The sequence below is a fragment of the Acidiphilium sp. PA genome (assembly GCF_026191915.1).
Taxonomy (GTDB): domain Bacteria; phylum Pseudomonadota; class Alphaproteobacteria; order Acetobacterales; family Acetobacteraceae; genus Acidiphilium.
The window spans coordinates 100012-114824 of record NZ_JAIMBY010000008.1 but is presented as its reverse complement, the minus strand read 5'-3'; the positions used below and the strand labels follow the sequence as shown (position 1 = coordinate 114824).

The following is a 14813-nucleotide window of genomic DNA, read 5'->3' as shown; positions in this document are numbered from 1 at the left end:
ACAGACCAATGGCCGTCTACATGAAATATGCCGCGATCAAGGGCGACGTGACCACCAACGGGTTCGAGGATCACATCGAACTCCACAGCGTGCAATGGGGTGTCGGGCGCGGCATTGCCATGCAGTCCGGCAGCGGCGAAGGCCGTGAATCCAGCCTGCCAAGCCTGTCGGAAGTCACCATCACCAAGGACTACGATATCGCGAGCCCGGACCTGCTGAAGCAAGCGCTCAGCGGCGGTGCGAGCGACGTCGATATCGTGTTCGTCCGCACCAACAAGGCGGGGTCAGGTTCGGATAAATATCTCGAAGTAAAAATGAAGGATGTCATCATGTCCGGCCTCAGCATGTCCTCGGGTGGTGACAAGCCGACGGAGTCGCTGTCGCTGAATTATTCCTCGATCAGCTTCGTCAGCATCCCGATGAAAGACGATGGCTCGCAGGGTACCCAGACCGTGGTGAACTTCGACCTCAAGACGATGATGATGAGCTGATTATTGCAGTCGACCCGACGCAATTGCGTCGGGTCACACAGCATAAATCATTTCGGCACACAGCTGAATTCATTATAAATCTGAATTCGTTAAACGGTCGGGAGAAACTCAAAATGAGCAGTAAATTCACGAAAGGGATTAAACCAACGACGGGATCGGACTACGTCGGGTGCAAAGTCACTCTTGCCGGAGTCCTCGCCAATATCGCCGTCAGTCAAGACTATTGGATACAGATCAAGAACCTAACCAAGGCAACGCCTTCGGATGCCGGAATCATCAAAAATATCGCCATCGGAAAAGATATTAAGAGCAAAGGATCACCGGGCGATAGCTCCTATCAGGCGCCGGCCCAAGCACGGTCCTTGACATGCTGGCATGTCACGCTGCGCGGATCGGGCCACTTTGAAAACACCGAGGCAATCGATCGCATGAATGTCAAGCGGAAAAGCGAGAACAAGCCGCTAGTTTCAGAAGTCGAATACGGCAAGCACATGACGGTTTTCTATCGCTACGTTAGTACCAAACCTGGACCGATCGTCGTGATCGGCTATGGCGAACACGGTACGACGAACACGGATTACACGTCGATCCTCTGGGCAGATGGGACAAAAACACCCATCAACCTTAAACAGAGAAAGGAAGGTGGTGATCAGTTCCTACCTAGCTTCGGTGTAATCTGACCCCGCCTCGCAGCCGGTCCACCACGGCAAAATGCGGCACTACCGCAACAATTGGCATGCAAAACACTTTATTAGTTAAAATAACCCCCACCGCCTGCTGTACTTTGATCATTTTTTGATCGAGCCCAGCGCCTCGAAGTACCTGACGGTGCCTGGTGCCGACACTGCCAAGCTGCTGCGTGCCGGCATTTTGGTCCAGCGCCACTGCGCGACGGGGCTAGCGCGGGCACTATTCGACCTCATCCTCATCCTCTTTAACGCCCTCATTCACCGGCCCGAAAACCCGATCGCCGCAGCACCAAAAGATCAGGCGTCCCAACCCGCGCGCCCCCTCGACGCAACCGCCTAAAACCCCGCCCCGCGCGGGCCGGCACGCCAGGGCGGCATCAACGCGTCCGGACATCATCTCGCCCGATCCGATACTGAACAAGCCGGAACCGGTCCGATCATTCCCCCCCCATCACCGATAGCGTGCGCCCTCGGGCCACCCTCCTCCGCCGCGCGGCCCCGCGCCGACCAAGTTAACGCGCTCTGGCAACGCCAACCCTCGGAGTCCATCGCGATCGCCGCTCGCTCCGGCGATCAACGCACGACCCACCCCAGCCCCGATTCCTCCAGAAATCGCATAAGGCGCCAGAGCATTCGCGCGCCCCTTTTCGTTACGTTATCAAACCGATCTTAATAGCTATCTTCAGCCGATCGCCACCACCACCGCCGTCACGTTATCACTGCCCTGCCGCGCCAGCGCCGCCGCCACCAGCAGCTCGGTCGGCGGCACACCCTCCGGCGTGCCCAGCAGCGCCGCGATTTCGCTGACCGGCAGGGTTTTACTCAGCCCGTCCGAACACAGCAGGAAGCGATCGCCCGGCTCGATCGTGCCGATCACCTTGTCGAGATCGAGCGGGATACCCTCGGCACCCAGTGCCCGCGTGATCACATTCGCCTGCGGGTGATGCTCGGCGGCGGCAGCACTCAGCCGCCCTTCATCGACCAGATCCTGCACCAGCGAATGGTCGCGCGTCAGTTGCGTCAACTCACCCCGGCGCAGCAGATACGCGCGGGAATCACCGGCCCACAGGCAGGCGAAATGACGGTCGCGCAGCACCAGCACCACGACGGTCGAGGCAATCACCGCACCCGCACCGCGCAGCGCCGCCTCATGCAGGAGCGCTTCATGCGTTTCCGCCATCGCCGCGCGCACACGGGGCAGCAGTTCGGCCGCGGTCAGACCGGAGTCGAGCCGATCGAGCGCGGCGATGATCATGCCGGATGCGAGTTCACCCGACTGGTGCCCACCCGCCCCATCGGCGACCGCCCAGAGCCCCAGATCGGGGCGGCAGAGATAGGAATCCTCGTTATGCCGGCGCACCGTGCCGACATGGGTCTGCGCCCAGGTGGTAACACGCGGAATCATCGGGCGGCGTCCGGCGCCTGGTCCGTCAGAAACGCCGCGAAGGCAGCGGGATCGGGCAGATCATCGCGCTCGAAGCGGGCCGCGGCCTTGCGGGGCGCGCCGTCCGTCCACCACACATCGCGCGCCGGCGGCATCCACGGGTCGGGCGCGATGCCGACCAGACGCAGCGCGACGCGATCCGGCGTGATATCGCGCGTCACCGCATCGAAACCGAGCGCCTCGGCCCCGGCCAGCCAGGCGGCACCGGCCCGCGTGGCATCGGTCGCGATCACCAGGGGGAAACAGCGCTCCACACTGTCCATGCTCGGCATCCACACACCGCCCAGGCGCTCGCCACCAATGGTCGCGCAGAACCGCCACACCGGCGCTTCCATCCAGCAATCCACCCAGGAATCGCCGAGTGCGTCCTGGCTGGCGTGCAGGCAGGCACGCATCCAGCCATCGAGCGCGTCGATCACCGCGGTGCTCAACCCGCCGCGCACGAAATCGCCGCGCGCGGGCAGCTTGCCATAGAACCCCGCGCTCATCCCCCCAGACTCGGACAGCGGAAATCGGTCAGCACGCCCGGCGCGAACGGGTTGAAAATCGACCCGGCCTCGATCGCAAACGATGCCCTCTCACCCCCCTGATCGAACGTGAGCGTATAGCGCGCCGACGCGCCAGCCGCGGTCAGACTGCCCTGGTTGAACAGGCGGAACACCGCCCATGGCCCGCTCGCCTGCAAGGTGATCGGCGTGGCACCGGCGGCGGCCGGGGTAATGATCAACCGGGCGGACTGCATGCCATCCGCCCCCGGCCACGTCACCGAGGTCGGCACGGTCGGACCGTGCGCGTAGGTGATGGTCACACCGCCGAGTTGCAGCGTGACCTGCGCGGCACCGGCGGAGAGCGATTCCGGGGTGATGGTAAACTGCACGCTCGGCGTGGCCGAGCCGACGAAGAACATCTGCTGGATTTCCTGCGCGCGCTGAAACTCCGCCACCGCCCCCTGGCTGACCGGCGGCGTCACACCATTGACCGGCTGCACATGCCACACCGGCCCGGTCATGTTCACGAAGGGGCGCACCTGGGTGTTGAAAAAATTGTCGAGAGCCCCGCCCGGCGCGAACAGATGTGCGAAATCCGCCAGCGGAATGCCGGCGCTGGCACTGCGATCGAACGGGTAATGCCCGACCACCGCCTTCTGGCACAACGGCGCCGCACCGCCCGGTGCGTTGAACGCCGCCGCGGCCGAGGCGGCGGCACTGCCACCGCGCAGCGTGTTCGCCGTCGCGGTGATGCCGGCGAGCCAGCGCCGCACCGGTTGCGGGTCATGCTGCGCCTCGCCTGCGAGCAACGCCGCCGCATCGCCGCCCGCACCGGGTGCGGCGGGTCCGGCGGCACCCGGGGCGGTGGCCGCCAGCGTGGCGAGTTGTTGCTGCACCTGATCGATCAGTTGCAGGGTCAGGCTGATCGGCGCCCCGACCGCGCCATTGCCGACATAGGTGCGCAACGGTGCGAATGCCGCGTCGATCGCCGCACCCGGTGCTGGCGGCGGTGCGCCGTTCGGCGACCCGATGACGCCTTTCAGCCGCGCGGCGGCAGCGTCCAGCGCCGCCAGATGCGGTGCCTTCGGTGCCGCACTGCCCTTGGGCAGTTTCGGTGGCTGCGACAGGGTGAGTTGCTTCGCCATCGATTCCAGCAACATCTTCATCGGCGATTGCGGCGAGCCGAGCACATACAGTGCCTGCACCGCCTGCCCGGCATTGCCCAGCGGCGCCAGATTGATGTCATCGATCATCGCGCGCCAATGGGCGGCGTAATCGGCCTCGTAGAGTTTGATCACGTCGCTTTCCAGCGACTGCATCTGCGGCGAGTTCGGATCGATCTGCGACGACCGGCCGAGCACCCAACTTTCCTTCGCGACATCCTGGGACGCGTGGGTGAGTGCCGGCAGCAGCACGGTGTAAAAGCCGCGTCGCGTAAAGAAGCCCGGCACGCCATCGGTCAGCGGTTTGCCGGTCGCGTTGGTGAACAGCGCGGTGCCGGCGGCGCCGAGCGCTGCCGCTGGTGTCCAGTCCGGCACGCGCGCCGCCGCCTGCGAGTCGCGGATGCGTGAATAGACCCGCTCGGCGATCGGCACGCGCGAAAATGTGGCGCGCGCGGTCGCGACCAGCGCGCCATCCAGCGGAACATCGGGCAGCGGCCGGGACAGCAGATCGATCAGAGTCCGCATCAGCGCGGCGCGCAGATCGGTCTGGCCGATACCGGGATACAGGCGTTGCCAGTCGAGCTTCATCCACGCCTCGACCAGCGGCGCATCGAGCGGCCCCTGGTTGCCGAGCATCAGATAAACGCGTGTCGCCTGGTACAGGTAGTCGGGTCGGTCGAGCCCGCCGCGCATTTCGGCTTCCAGTTGCAGAACCAGGCGCGGCAGCAGCGCGAAATCGAGCGTGTTGCGATAGACCGCGGCGGTGGCCGCATGGATCGAGCTGGTCTGATCGAGCCCGAGCCCGACGAAACCGGCAGCCGGCCTCGCCGCGGCGAGTCGGCGCGCCTGTTCGAGCAATGGCGCGATCAGCGGCAGATTGGCGCTCGAAACCGGATCGAGCTTGAGGGTGGCAGCGATTTTCTGTTCAGCGGCAAGGTCGTTATTCGCCCGCGCGATCGCAGCCGCATTGTTGCCCCGGCTGATCAGCAGGCCGGCCAGCAAGGCGACGAACACCACACCGATCGCGGCGAACCCGCCCAGCCGGAGGGCGAAGCGCCGGCGCGCGAGGCCGCGATCCGCCGACCCGAGCATCGCTTCGCCGAAAATCACGTCCTTCAACAGCGAGGCCAGAAAATACGAGCGGCCGGATTGTGGCCGCAGGCTCGGCGCGCGCCGCTGGTCGATGCCGAAACTGCGCGCCAGGGCGCCGGTCAACCGGTCGATCGGCGTGCCCTCCTGCGTGCCGGAGCAAAAATAGACACCGCGCAGCCAGGGCGCGGGGTCGAGCGTCGAACCCGCAAACGCCTCGGTCAGGAACGCCGCCAGCGGCGCTTGCAGGCTGGCGACCTGGAGGGGAAATCCCTCGATCATCGCGCGGCGGTCCGGGCTGCGCTCGGCGGCGAGCCGGTCGATCACCCGCGCCTCGAGCCGGCCGATCAGGGCCTTGAATTCCGGCACGAATTCGCGGACGGCGCCAGCCGGCCCGCGCTCGTTCGGGAACGTCGCCCCCCAGACCTGGGCGCGGCCGGCGGTGTCCAGATCATCGAAAAACTCGGTGAAACCCGCGATCAAATCGGATTTGGTGAACAGCGCATAGACCGGCACGGTCACGCCGAGGCGGGCCGTCAGATCCTTGATGCGCGCGCGGATGGCGCGGGCATGCGCCGCGCTGGCGGATGGATCGCCGCCCGCGATGTCCGACAGCGCGATCGCCACGATCACGCCGTTCAGCGGCTGGCGCGGCCTCGTGCGTTTCAGCAGGTCGAGAAACCCGTGCCAGCCGGCCTGATCGACCGCGACGGCGGAATCCTGCGTGGTGTAGCGGCCGGCGGTGTCGATCATCACGGCCTGATCGGTGAACCACCAGTCGCAATAGCGCGTACCGCCGACCCCGGCGACCGCCCCCTGCCCCAGTTCCGCCGCCAGTGGAAAATTCAGCCCGGCGTTCATCAGCGCGGTTGTTTTGCCGGCACCGGGCGGACCGATGATGATGTACCAGGGCTGCTCATACAGGTAACCGCGCGTGCCGCGCGCCTTGGCCAGAATCGCCAGCGCCTTTTTCAAGCGCGCTGACAACGCGGCAACCTCGTCCTGCTTGGCACCTGCATCGGGGTCGACCGGTGCCGCAGTGATCGCGCTCTCGACGGTGCTGGCGCGCTTGCGGGCGCGTTGATCGAGCCCGAGATTGACGCCGAGCCAGAGCAGCACGATCAGACCGATGATGATCGCGCGCGGCAGAATGCCGGCCAGCGGCGGCCAGAACGGCGCGAAGAACCAGATCAGCGCTGCGATGATGGCAACGCCGAGGCCGGTCAGAAGCCAGCGGGCCAGGCGGGCGTTCATCGGGGGGCCGGTGCGAGAAAGGAAGGGAAGGACAAGACTGCTTTTTTGTAAAAAAGCAGCAAAAAACTTTTGGTGGTTGGGGGCATGGGTGGTTTTGCTGGCACGGGCTTAATCGACCAAAAGTTTTTTTGCTGCTTTTTTTTCAAAAAAAGCAGTGCTCGCTTTGCTGTTAAAACTGCGCTCATGGCGCGTTACCCCGGATCAGCACGATCTCGATCCGCCGATTAAGCGCGCGTCCCGCAGCCGTCGCGTTGCTCGCGATCGGCGAGGCGGCGCCACGGCCCTCGGCGGTGATGCGGCTCTGATCGCCGATCGAACGGTCGAGCACGGCGGCCGCCGCGCGGGCGCGGTCCTGCGAGAGCACGAGGTTGTTCGGGAATTGCAGCGTGTGGATCGGCTGGCTGTCGGTATAGCCGATCACCTGGACCTGGCCGCGCTCGCGCGCCAGCGCCTGGCCGATTTTAGCCAGCAACGGCAGGGCCTGCGACTGCACCGTGGCGCTGCCGGAATCAAACAGGCCGGTGTTGTTGATCCGCACGATCGGCGCATTCACGCTGCCCAGCACGCTGACCTCGCCCTTGGCGATTTCAGGCGAGAGAAAGCCGCGCAACCGGTCGAGCACGGTGGGGGATGGTGCCACCGGCGGCGGTGGCGGCGCGGCGGGGCCGGCGCGGACCAGGCTTGGCATATGCGACGGATTGGCGGCGACGGCCCTGTTGTATAAGGCGCCGGACGCGCCGGCGAGCGTGTAATCGAGGCTTGCATAGACCAGCGCCAGCACACCGAGCGCCGCAGCACCCGCCACCCACACCGGCACGGACGCGCGCCGGGGGCGATACGCCGCGGCGATACCCTGCCAATGCGGCGACAGCGCCGGATCGCCCGGCGGGCAGGCGCGGCGGATGGTTGCGTAGATATCCTCGCGCAGCCGATCGATTTCGGCCGGTCCGCGCGGGCTGAGCCGGTAGCGGCCCATGTAGCCGAGCGAGAGGCAGACATACATCAGTTCGAGCACCGCGAGGAACTGGCCGGGGCTTTCGCGGATCTGCTTCAATATGTCGAAGAACCGCTCACCGGAGCGGACCTCCTGATGAAAGGTCGACACCAGCGAGCGCTGCGCCCAGGCACCCTGGCTGCCCCAGGGGGTGGCGAGCACCACGTCGTCAAGGCTGGCGCAGAGCGCGTAATGCGCCGGGCGAAGTTGATCGACCGGGATTTGCGCCTGGCGCCCGGCGATTTCGAAATCCCGCAGGGCGCGCGCCGCGCGCTCGCGCAGATCGCCGGAATCGGGCGGCTGCAGCGTGTTGCGCAGCCTGGCGAGCAATTGCAGCAAGGGGGCGGCGGCGGCGAGCAGCGGTGTCGCGCCGAAATTGAGCGTCTCGGCACCATCGCCCGCCGGGGGCGGTGCGAACGGCTCGGAACCACCGCCGTTCGGCGGCGGCGGGGGTGGCGGCGGCGGGCGCCTACCACCGGGCGATGGGCGAATGATCGTGCGGTCGCTGTCGTCAGGTTCGGAAAACGGATTGTCGCTCATCCCCGGATTGCCCAGAGTTCGAGTTTCATGCCGGGAAACTCGCCCGAGACATGCAGGGCGAAGGCGCCCGAATTCTGCATCTGCTGCCAATGCGGGCTGCCGCGATCGAGCTCGAAATAGGTCGCGCCGGCGTAGAACGGGATCTGGCGCGGCGCGACCGGCAGGGGCCGCACCGAAATGCCCGGCAGAGCGACGTTGACCAACTCCCGGATCTGTTCGACCGCGCCGATTTTCACCTGGGCGGGGAACAGCCGCCGCAGGGTTTCGCCCGGCACATCCGCCTGGACGGTGAGGACGAAATTCGAGGCCCGCAGGATCGAGCGATCGTTGATCGGGCCGACGTGGACGCCATGCCGGCGCTCCTGGAGGGGAATCGCGACGGCGTTCTGTTCGATCACCGCGGACAGCGAGCGGCGCAGATCAGCCACGACCGGCGCGAAGCTGCGTTGCAGATCTTCGTGGCGGTAGCCGGGGTAGGTGCTGGGACGGCGTGTGCCCTCGATGAAGGTGGCGAATTCGGCCGCCATTTCGACAAAGGCGGCGTAGAGTGTTTCCGGGTGGATCACCGCGGCATCCGCCCAATGCTGCAACAACGCCTGCCAGCGGTTGATGGCCTGGAGCAGCATGAAATCCTGCACCTCGGCCACGCCGCGGGTTCCCGGCGCATTCAGCCGCGCGGCGAGCGCCTCGCCGCGCTGGTGGATCATGCCGGAAAACTCGGTGATCAGGCCGGCGAGCGGGGCGGCGGCGTGGCAGGCGAGCGCGGGCGGGCACCAGCGCTCGTCGAGCGTGACCCGTTTGTCGGCCGATACCTCGATGATCCGGGCCATCGGCAGGCAGAGGAAACCGGCGCGGTCCTCGGTATCGAGCATGTAGCGCAGCCGCAGCCGGCCGATCAGCACCTCGGCCAGTTCAGGTGAGGCGGAATGGGTGTCGTACGCCTCGAACCGCGCGGCGCTGTAGCGCCCTTCCGAACTGCCATCCGCTGCGGCGATTTCGGCCGCACCGGGCTGGCGGATCGGCAGGGCCAGATGCACCAGCACGTTGCGGGTGCCGTCCGGCACATCGAACGGGGCGGGGTGATCGGCTTCGCCCGGCAGGGCGAAGGGCGTGCCATCCTCAAACACGCCGGCCGCTTCGGCTAACGCGAACCGGCCGGTGCCGAGCAGATCGCGGTTGATCGTGGCGTGGGTGATGCCCCAGGGGTAGGGCACCAGCGACGCGATCCGGCCACGCAGCATCGCATCCAGCCAGCGATCCTGCTGCTGGAAATGTTGCGAGCGGAGAAACATCCCCTCCTGCCAGACGACCCGGTTGGTCCAACTCATCGCCGATCAGCCTTTTTTGATGTTAGGCACCAGTTTGGCGGTCACGCCGTTCAACCGCAAGACCAGATCGTTCGCTTTATGCGGCGTCAGCGGGGCGAGCAACCGCCAGTGCGCCTGATCGATCGCGCGGAACAGCACGGCGATGCCGAGCGCCTGCGCCGCATCCGGCAGGCGGCGATCGAGATGCACCGTCGCACCGGGCGGCACGATGACCTGGTCGGACGGGCCGGCCAGATCGGCGCCGAGCACGGCGCGGGCGTGGCTCATCAGCGTATAGGGATCGGCCGCGTTGAACGTGCCGGATGCGGCCAGCGGGTAGATGCGCACGACCACCGGCTCGGCGGTGCCCGCGGCATCGGCGTTCTGGGCGGCACCGCCGGTGATGGTGAGCGCGAGCGTCGTCGGTCGTGGCGGTGGCGGCGCGCCGCCGCAGGCGGCGAGCAGGAGCGGCAGGGCGAGGATCAGTCGTTTCATAATTCGCGCGCCTCCGCTTCGGCCAGGGCGGTTTCGTAGGCGCGCGCGAAGGCCTTGCCGAACACGCTGTCGAAATCATCGGTCAGGGCTCGGGCGATTTCGCCGTGCAGCGCCACGAATGCGTCGAACGCGCGTGCCTTGCGCTGGGCGGGGATCACGGCGCGGCCCTGCTCGCCCTCGGCGCGCAGCAGGGTGGGATCGAACCGGTCGAGCAGGGCGCGCACGGCGGCTTGCATCGCCCCCATCACCGCGATTTCGTGCAGGCGGATGTCGCGCAGCGCGTCGCTCACCGCGGCATCGGCCGCCATATCGGTACGGCGTCCCATGCCGAGCAGGGCGGCCATCGCATCGTCATCATCGGCGGAGAATTTCAGCGGGTTGTTGCCCTTGGCGCGGATCATGGTCTGTTCGATCCGGAATTCGCCTTTGATCGCGGCGCGCGCGATCATGCTCTGGCGCAGACCCACGACCATCGCGCGGAAGGCAGCGCCCAGCCGGCGCATCATGACGGCCGGATCACCGTTGACCGGTGCATCATCCATGCCGGCGGCGGCGAGAAAAGTGGCGAACAGATCGGACTGATCGGAAGCGATGAGTGGCGCCGCGGGTTGTGCCGGTGACGGCGGGGCCGGTGGTAGCGGCGGCGGTGGCGCGGGTTGGGGATTGACGGCTTCGGGTGCCGGCGGGGTGATCGACAGATCCCAATCATCCGGCAGGAGTTTCGGCGCCAGCGGCGGCGGCCGGAATGCATCCTGATGCGCGGCCGAATGGTCGGCGACCGGCCGGCCGAACAGCTGCTCATCGGGGGCGAGCGGATCGAAATCGCCTGGCAGCGCGATGGAATTGCCGCCGCCGAACCAGCTTTCCGGTTCGGGTGAAGCCACGGCCGCGCTCGGGGTTGCGAATGGATCATCGCCGAACGGGTCACCGTAATCGTTGCGCCGCGGGGGCGGTGGTGCGAAGGCTGCGGCGGATTGGAGCCGCGCTTCGATTTCATAGGCACCGAACCGGATCCGATCGCCATCGGCCAGCGTGTGCACGCCGCCGCTGCCGAGCGGGGCGGCATCGTGGTTGATGTAGGTGCCGTTGGTGCTGGTATCGGCGATCTGCCAGGCCCCGCCGCGCCACGCGATGACGCAATGGCGCTTGGACAGGACGCGCTCGGGGTCGGCCAGCACCCAATCGTTATCGGAGCCCCGGCCGATGCGGAACTCGCCGCCCTCCAGCCTTCGTGTTTCGGGCGGCGCGGCATCAGGGCAGCGCAGGATGCTGAGGATGAGGGTCACGACGCATCCTCGCGCGCGATGCGGCCCGCACCACCCTGCGCGATATCGCGCGCGGCGCCGAGATAGCGTTCAAGGCGCATCAGCCGCAGCGCGGGGTCGCCGCGCACCGAGGCAAGAATGACCGCGCCCGCGACGGCGACGCCGGTGAGGTGCGGGGCTGGCGGATTGGGCGGCATGGCTTCGGGGGCGATGCTCGGGCCGGACCAGAAGGCGCCGACGGCGGCCCAGGCTTCCGGCGTTTGGAAACCGACCTGTTCGGCCAGCGCCATGGCGGCGTAGCGGGATGCCTCGGTCTGGGTGCGGACCCAGGTTTCGGCAGCTTCCCGGGCGCGGCGGTCGGCTTCGGCGAGATCGGCGGGCGCATTGGACTGGGCGCACATGCATGCCCACCAGACGGCCTCGCGCCGGGGCAAGGCATGAGCGAAGCAGCGCGCGGCCTCGACGAGGAAGCCGTGGCCGATGAGCGTGGCGATCAGATGCGGCACCGTGATGCAATCGGCGATCGCGCTGCGGGCCTCGGGCCCGAGTGTTGCGTGGGTGACGATTGCGTGCCGGTCGGCGTCGCGGAGCTTGTCCATCGATGCGGCGTCCATCGCTCAATTCACCTTGATGATGGGCGCATTGTGGATCATCAGCGTCCCTGCCTTGTGTTGGGCGATCTTGCCATCGGTCTGGAGCAACGATTCGGCTTCGATCTTGATCATCAGCGATTTCAGCGTGATGCTGGTGTGATCCATCACGATCGTGCTGTCACCCACTTTCAAGGTGATCGACGTATCGGATTCATAGAGGACGGCCTTGGTCACCTTGACCGTCTGGGTTCCCTGGACGGTGATCGCTTCGTTATTCTTAACCGTGACGGTGCGGTTGGCATCGACCGTCATGGTCTGGTCGTTCTCGACCTCGATGACATGATCCTTCTGGGCGTGGAACAGCAGGATTTCCGAACCCTTGGTGTCGTCGAACGAAATTTCATTGTAATCCGCCGCGCCGCCGCCCTTGGTCGAGCGGGAGCGGAATCCGCTCTTGTTCTTGTCGCTGGCCGGGAAAATCGGCGTGTTGGTCGAATTATAAAGTGCGCCGACCGCGACCGGGCGATCGATATCGCCTTCCAGAAACGTCACCGCGACCTCCTGGCCGATGCGCGGGATGAACTGCGCGCCCCAGCCGCCGCCCGACCAGGGCTGCACCACGCGGAGCCAGAAACTGCCTGAGGATGTGGTCTCGTTGCGGTGATCCCAGGGGAACTGCACTTTGATGCGGCCGAGATCGTCGGTGTAGATCTCCTCGCCTTGCGGGCCGATCACGGTTGCGGAATAGAAACCAGCCATGGCGGGCTTTGGCAGCGGGATAGGCTGCCAGGGGGTTTTGGCGGGGATGGCGGTGAGCGAGAGCGTGATGCCGGGATCGCGCGCGTCGGTCATCGCTCCGCCCTGATCGCTGATTGCCAATGCGACGGAAATCAGCACGTAATCACTGGCGCCGCCGTCGGTGGTGGGATCGCCGGTGAGGGTGATCTGGCCGCCGACGTAAAGATCGGGGATGGTGGCGCTGCCCTCATAGACCTGGGCACGCGCTTCGTGCGCCTGCATGTGCCGCTTGGCGATCGTCTTGGCGGTGTCGGGGTCGGGCGCCCAACCCGGCCAATGGTAGTGGGTGCGGTTGGCAACGCCGGGCGCGGTCAAAATCGTCGGCTCGTCGCCGTTGATGGTGGTTGAGGCGGTGTTGGGGTTGTAATCGCCCATCTTGGAGGTGCCGAGCGTCGTCGCATCGGCACGGTGCCAGGTGTGAACGCTGGCCTCGATACCGCTGAGCGCGGAGAACATGAGAGGCGAGGCCGGCAGGGTTTTGAAGGCGGCGTTGGAATTGCCGATCACCAGCGTGTGCTTGCCGTCGCTGTGCTCGAAAAAATAGAACAGCCCATCCTCGGCGAGGATGCGGTTGAGAAAGCCGAGATAGGTTTCGTTGAACATGACCGTGTAGGGTCGGCTGGGCGGGTTGCCGTTGATGCGGTATTCGACGTCGGTGACGCCGAATTCGGGGAGGATTTGCTGGGCGATATCGAGGGATGATTTGTTCTCGAAAAAGCGGCAGTCACGGGTTTGATCGAGGAATTGGAGTTTGGGGACGATAACAAGCGTGTAATCCCAATAAGCTTGGGAACCCAACAGACCGGAGCCGACTGACGTCGATGGCATCTGGGTGATGCTAATCACGATGCCGTTCAGATAACAAAGATGCGGGCCTCCTTGTGCAACCGTAACGGTAACCGGCTGGTACAGAAGCCGATCAACATCGATCATCGCCAGACCAGTCCGAAGCGTCAGCGTATAGTCGAAACATCGGCTCAAAGCGGCCCTGCCGCCAAGGCGCACTAACTTGAAGGCGCCAGGCTCAAGCGGTGTCTGAATATTAAGAAGATCGGTTAACATATCCATGATACGATGTGTCTCGCTACCTGCCCTCCCGTTAATCTACCGCAACCCTGGGTCGATCTCCAAACGGCCTGGCTCACTCCTGGCCTTCGATTTTCTTGAAATAGAAATTTCTATATCAAAATATTTTACAATAAATCGGAACTTTAATAATTAAACAGAACGGTCGCCATTTATCGTAAACCAAACCCTAAATGTGAATATAAAAATCAATGCTATACTTATTCCCGAACTACATTCAGTGAGATAGAATAATGCTTTGGAACTATATCCAAGCACTCGCGCGTTATCGGAAAATAGTATTTTCAAACCGAAATTAATTATCAAAGTAAGTATCTGCGTAGCAACAAGCGGAAAAAATCCGGTTGGAGTTAATAAAAACAATTGTTTGATCCACCAGAAAAAAAATGCGGCGAATAACAAAAATACCGGTGATGCTCTCATATTTTCAAAGTAAGGTATGCTTACAGTGTAATTTAAGGTCATGAATAGAAGCGCCAACCCAATAAACCAAATTGAGCAGCCCACAATCCGAGAAGACGTCTTACCTATATTTTTTTTCACATTTTCTCTTGTCATGCACAGTCTCGATTGCAAATATGGCGCGCACTCGTCATTAACCATGCTGATAGGACTAAACGAGCTTAACAAATGATGGCACCCGTCTCCCCATAGTTCGCCGGCCCAAAAGAAACAAACTAATGGACACGAAGGTTTCGATTAGATATCCATATCTTAACGCCGAAAATCGTCAGTAATCCAATACTTAGGATGGAGCTGACAAATGATAAGTAGTAAAATATATTAGACGTAAACCCAAAGAATTTTGGATTGCCTAAAAATAATAATCTTAGAACAAAATTGGCGCTTAATGCCAACAGTTGAGTGGCTACGAGAGGGGCGATATTAACTCTGGTTAAAGCAAATAACAGTTTGATCCACCCAAAAAAATTGTCACGGAAATAAGAAACAGCGGAGACGCCCGAAAGTGTTCGAAATACGGCAAATTTGTTGTATAGTTCATCGCAACGAAAAACAGGGATAATCCAAAAAAAGAATGGAATAGGCCACGGGGCGCAGAGATATTTCGTCCGGATTTTTTTTGGATGTTCGTTTTTTATTCGTGTCTTGCTCACCT

General features: G+C 63.7%; 12 protein-coding genes. 3 read left to right on the top strand and 9 right to left on the bottom strand.

Annotation, left to right across the window (positions count from 1 at the left end; genetic code table 11):
- The first annotated feature begins 8 nt into the window (after positions 1-8).
- From AruPA_RS11660 to AruPA_RS11650, 3 genes are all read left to right on the top strand, one after another.
- Entirely contained in the window at positions 9-491 is a 483-nt protein-coding gene (locus AruPA_RS11660; RefSeq protein ID WP_265636875.1) for a type VI secretion system tube protein Hcp, read from the top strand.
- 113 nt (positions 492-604) lie between these two features.
- Complete coding sequence (locus AruPA_RS11655; RefSeq protein WP_265636874.1) at positions 605-1171, top strand: hypothetical protein; 567 nt, start codon at positions 605-607, stop codon at positions 1169-1171.
- Positions 1172-1286: 115 nt separating this feature from the next.
- The gene (locus AruPA_RS11650; RefSeq protein ID WP_265636873.1) at positions 1287-1520 is read left to right on the top strand and encodes a hypothetical protein; all 234 of its coding nucleotides are present in this window, start codon (positions 1287-1289) and stop codon (positions 1518-1520) included.
- Between the two features lie 342 nt (positions 1521-1862).
- On the opposite strand, the gene AruPA_RS11645 is transcribed toward AruPA_RS11650, so the two are convergent.
- The 9 genes from AruPA_RS11645 to AruPA_RS11605 all read right to left on the bottom strand — a co-directional run bounded on the left by AruPA_RS11645 (position 1863) and on the right by AruPA_RS11605 (position 13672).
- The gene (locus AruPA_RS11645; protein WP_265636872.1) at positions 1863-2585 is read right to left on the bottom strand and encodes a PP2C family serine/threonine-protein phosphatase; all 723 of its coding nucleotides are present in this window, start codon (positions 2583-2585) and stop codon (positions 1863-1865) included.
- Positions 2582-3112 (bottom strand): type VI secretion system-associated protein TagF, encoded by a 531-nt coding sequence (tagF, locus tag AruPA_RS11640; protein ID WP_265636871.1) that lies wholly within the window; start codon positions 3110-3112, stop codon positions 2582-2584. The genes AruPA_RS11645 and tagF overlap by 4 nt, the downstream gene beginning before the upstream one ends.
- Positions 3109-6618, bottom strand: coding sequence for a type VI secretion system membrane subunit TssM (tssM, locus tag AruPA_RS11635; protein ID WP_265636870.1), 3510 nt, complete (start codon positions 6616-6618; stop codon positions 3109-3111). The genes tagF and tssM overlap by 4 nt, the downstream gene beginning before the upstream one ends.
- A gap of 181 nt (positions 6619-6799) precedes the next feature.
- The gene (icmH, locus tag AruPA_RS11630) at positions 6800-8152 is read right to left on the bottom strand and encodes a type IVB secretion system protein IcmH/DotU (protein ID WP_265636869.1); all 1353 of its coding nucleotides are present in this window, start codon (positions 8150-8152) and stop codon (positions 6800-6802) included.
- Complete coding sequence (tssK, locus tag AruPA_RS11625; RefSeq protein WP_265636868.1) at positions 8149-9480, bottom strand: type VI secretion system baseplate subunit TssK; 1332 nt, start codon at positions 9478-9480, stop codon at positions 8149-8151. The genes icmH and tssK overlap by 4 nt, the downstream gene beginning before the upstream one ends.
- Positions 9481-9486: 6 nt before the next feature.
- Positions 9487-9954 carry a type VI secretion system lipoprotein TssJ gene (tssJ, locus tag AruPA_RS11620; RefSeq protein ID WP_265636867.1) on the bottom strand — a complete coding sequence of 156 codons (468 nt, stop codon included), beginning with the start codon at positions 9952-9954 and terminating at the stop codon, positions 9487-9489.
- The gene (tagH, locus tag AruPA_RS11615) at positions 9951-11240 is read right to left on the bottom strand and encodes a type VI secretion system-associated FHA domain protein TagH (RefSeq protein WP_265636866.1); all 1290 of its coding nucleotides are present in this window, start codon (positions 11238-11240) and stop codon (positions 9951-9953) included. Before tagH ends, tssJ begins: the two co-directional genes overlap by 4 nt.
- Positions 11237-11833: a DUF6931 family protein gene (locus AruPA_RS11610; RefSeq protein WP_265636865.1), complete on the bottom strand. Its 597-nt coding sequence runs from the start codon at positions 11831-11833 to the stop codon at positions 11237-11239. The genes tagH and AruPA_RS11610 overlap by 4 nt, the downstream gene beginning before the upstream one ends.
- Positions 11834-11836: 3 nt before the next feature.
- Positions 11837-13672 (bottom strand): type VI secretion system Vgr family protein, encoded by a 1836-nt coding sequence (locus AruPA_RS11605; RefSeq protein ID WP_265636912.1) that lies wholly within the window; start codon positions 13670-13672, stop codon positions 11837-11839.
- Positions 13673-14813: the final 1141 nt, after the last annotated feature.

What these genes read in the sequence shown, in the direction of transcription:
- AruPA_RS11660 (WP_265636875.1), top strand. Translation starts at nt 9, where the DNA reads ATGGCCGTCTACATGAAATATGCCGCGATCAAGGGCGACGTGACCACC.
- tssJ (WP_265636867.1), bottom strand. Translation starts at nt 9,954, where the DNA reads ATGAAACGACTGATCCTCGCCCTGCCGCTCCTGCTCGCCGCCTGCGGC.
- AruPA_RS11655 (WP_265636874.1), top strand. Translation starts at nt 605, where the DNA reads ATGAGCAGTAAATTCACGAAAGGGATTAAACCAACGACGGGATCGGAC.
- tagF (WP_265636871.1), bottom strand. Translation starts at nt 3,112, where the DNA reads ATGAGCGCGGGGTTCTATGGCAAGCTGCCCGCGCGCGGCGATTTCGTG.
- tssK (WP_265636868.1), bottom strand. Translation starts at nt 9,480, where the DNA reads ATGAGTTGGACCAACCGGGTCGTCTGGCAGGAGGGGATGTTTCTCCGC.
- AruPA_RS11645 (WP_265636872.1), bottom strand. Translation starts at nt 2,585, where the DNA reads ATGATTCCGCGTGTTACCACCTGGGCGCAGACCCATGTCGGCACGGTG.
- AruPA_RS11610 (WP_265636865.1), bottom strand. Translation starts at nt 11,833, where the DNA reads ATGGACGCCGCATCGATGGACAAGCTCCGCGACGCCGACCGGCACGCA.
- AruPA_RS11605 (WP_265636912.1), bottom strand. Translation starts at nt 13,672, where the DNA reads ATGTTAACCGATCTTCTTAATATTCAGACACCGCTTGAGCCTGGCGCC.
- tssM (WP_265636870.1), bottom strand. Translation starts at nt 6,618, where the DNA reads ATGAACGCCCGCCTGGCCCGCTGGCTTCTGACCGGCCTCGGCGTTGCC.
- icmH (WP_265636869.1), bottom strand. Translation starts at nt 8,152, where the DNA reads ATGAGCGACAATCCGTTTTCCGAACCTGACGACAGCGACCGCACGATC.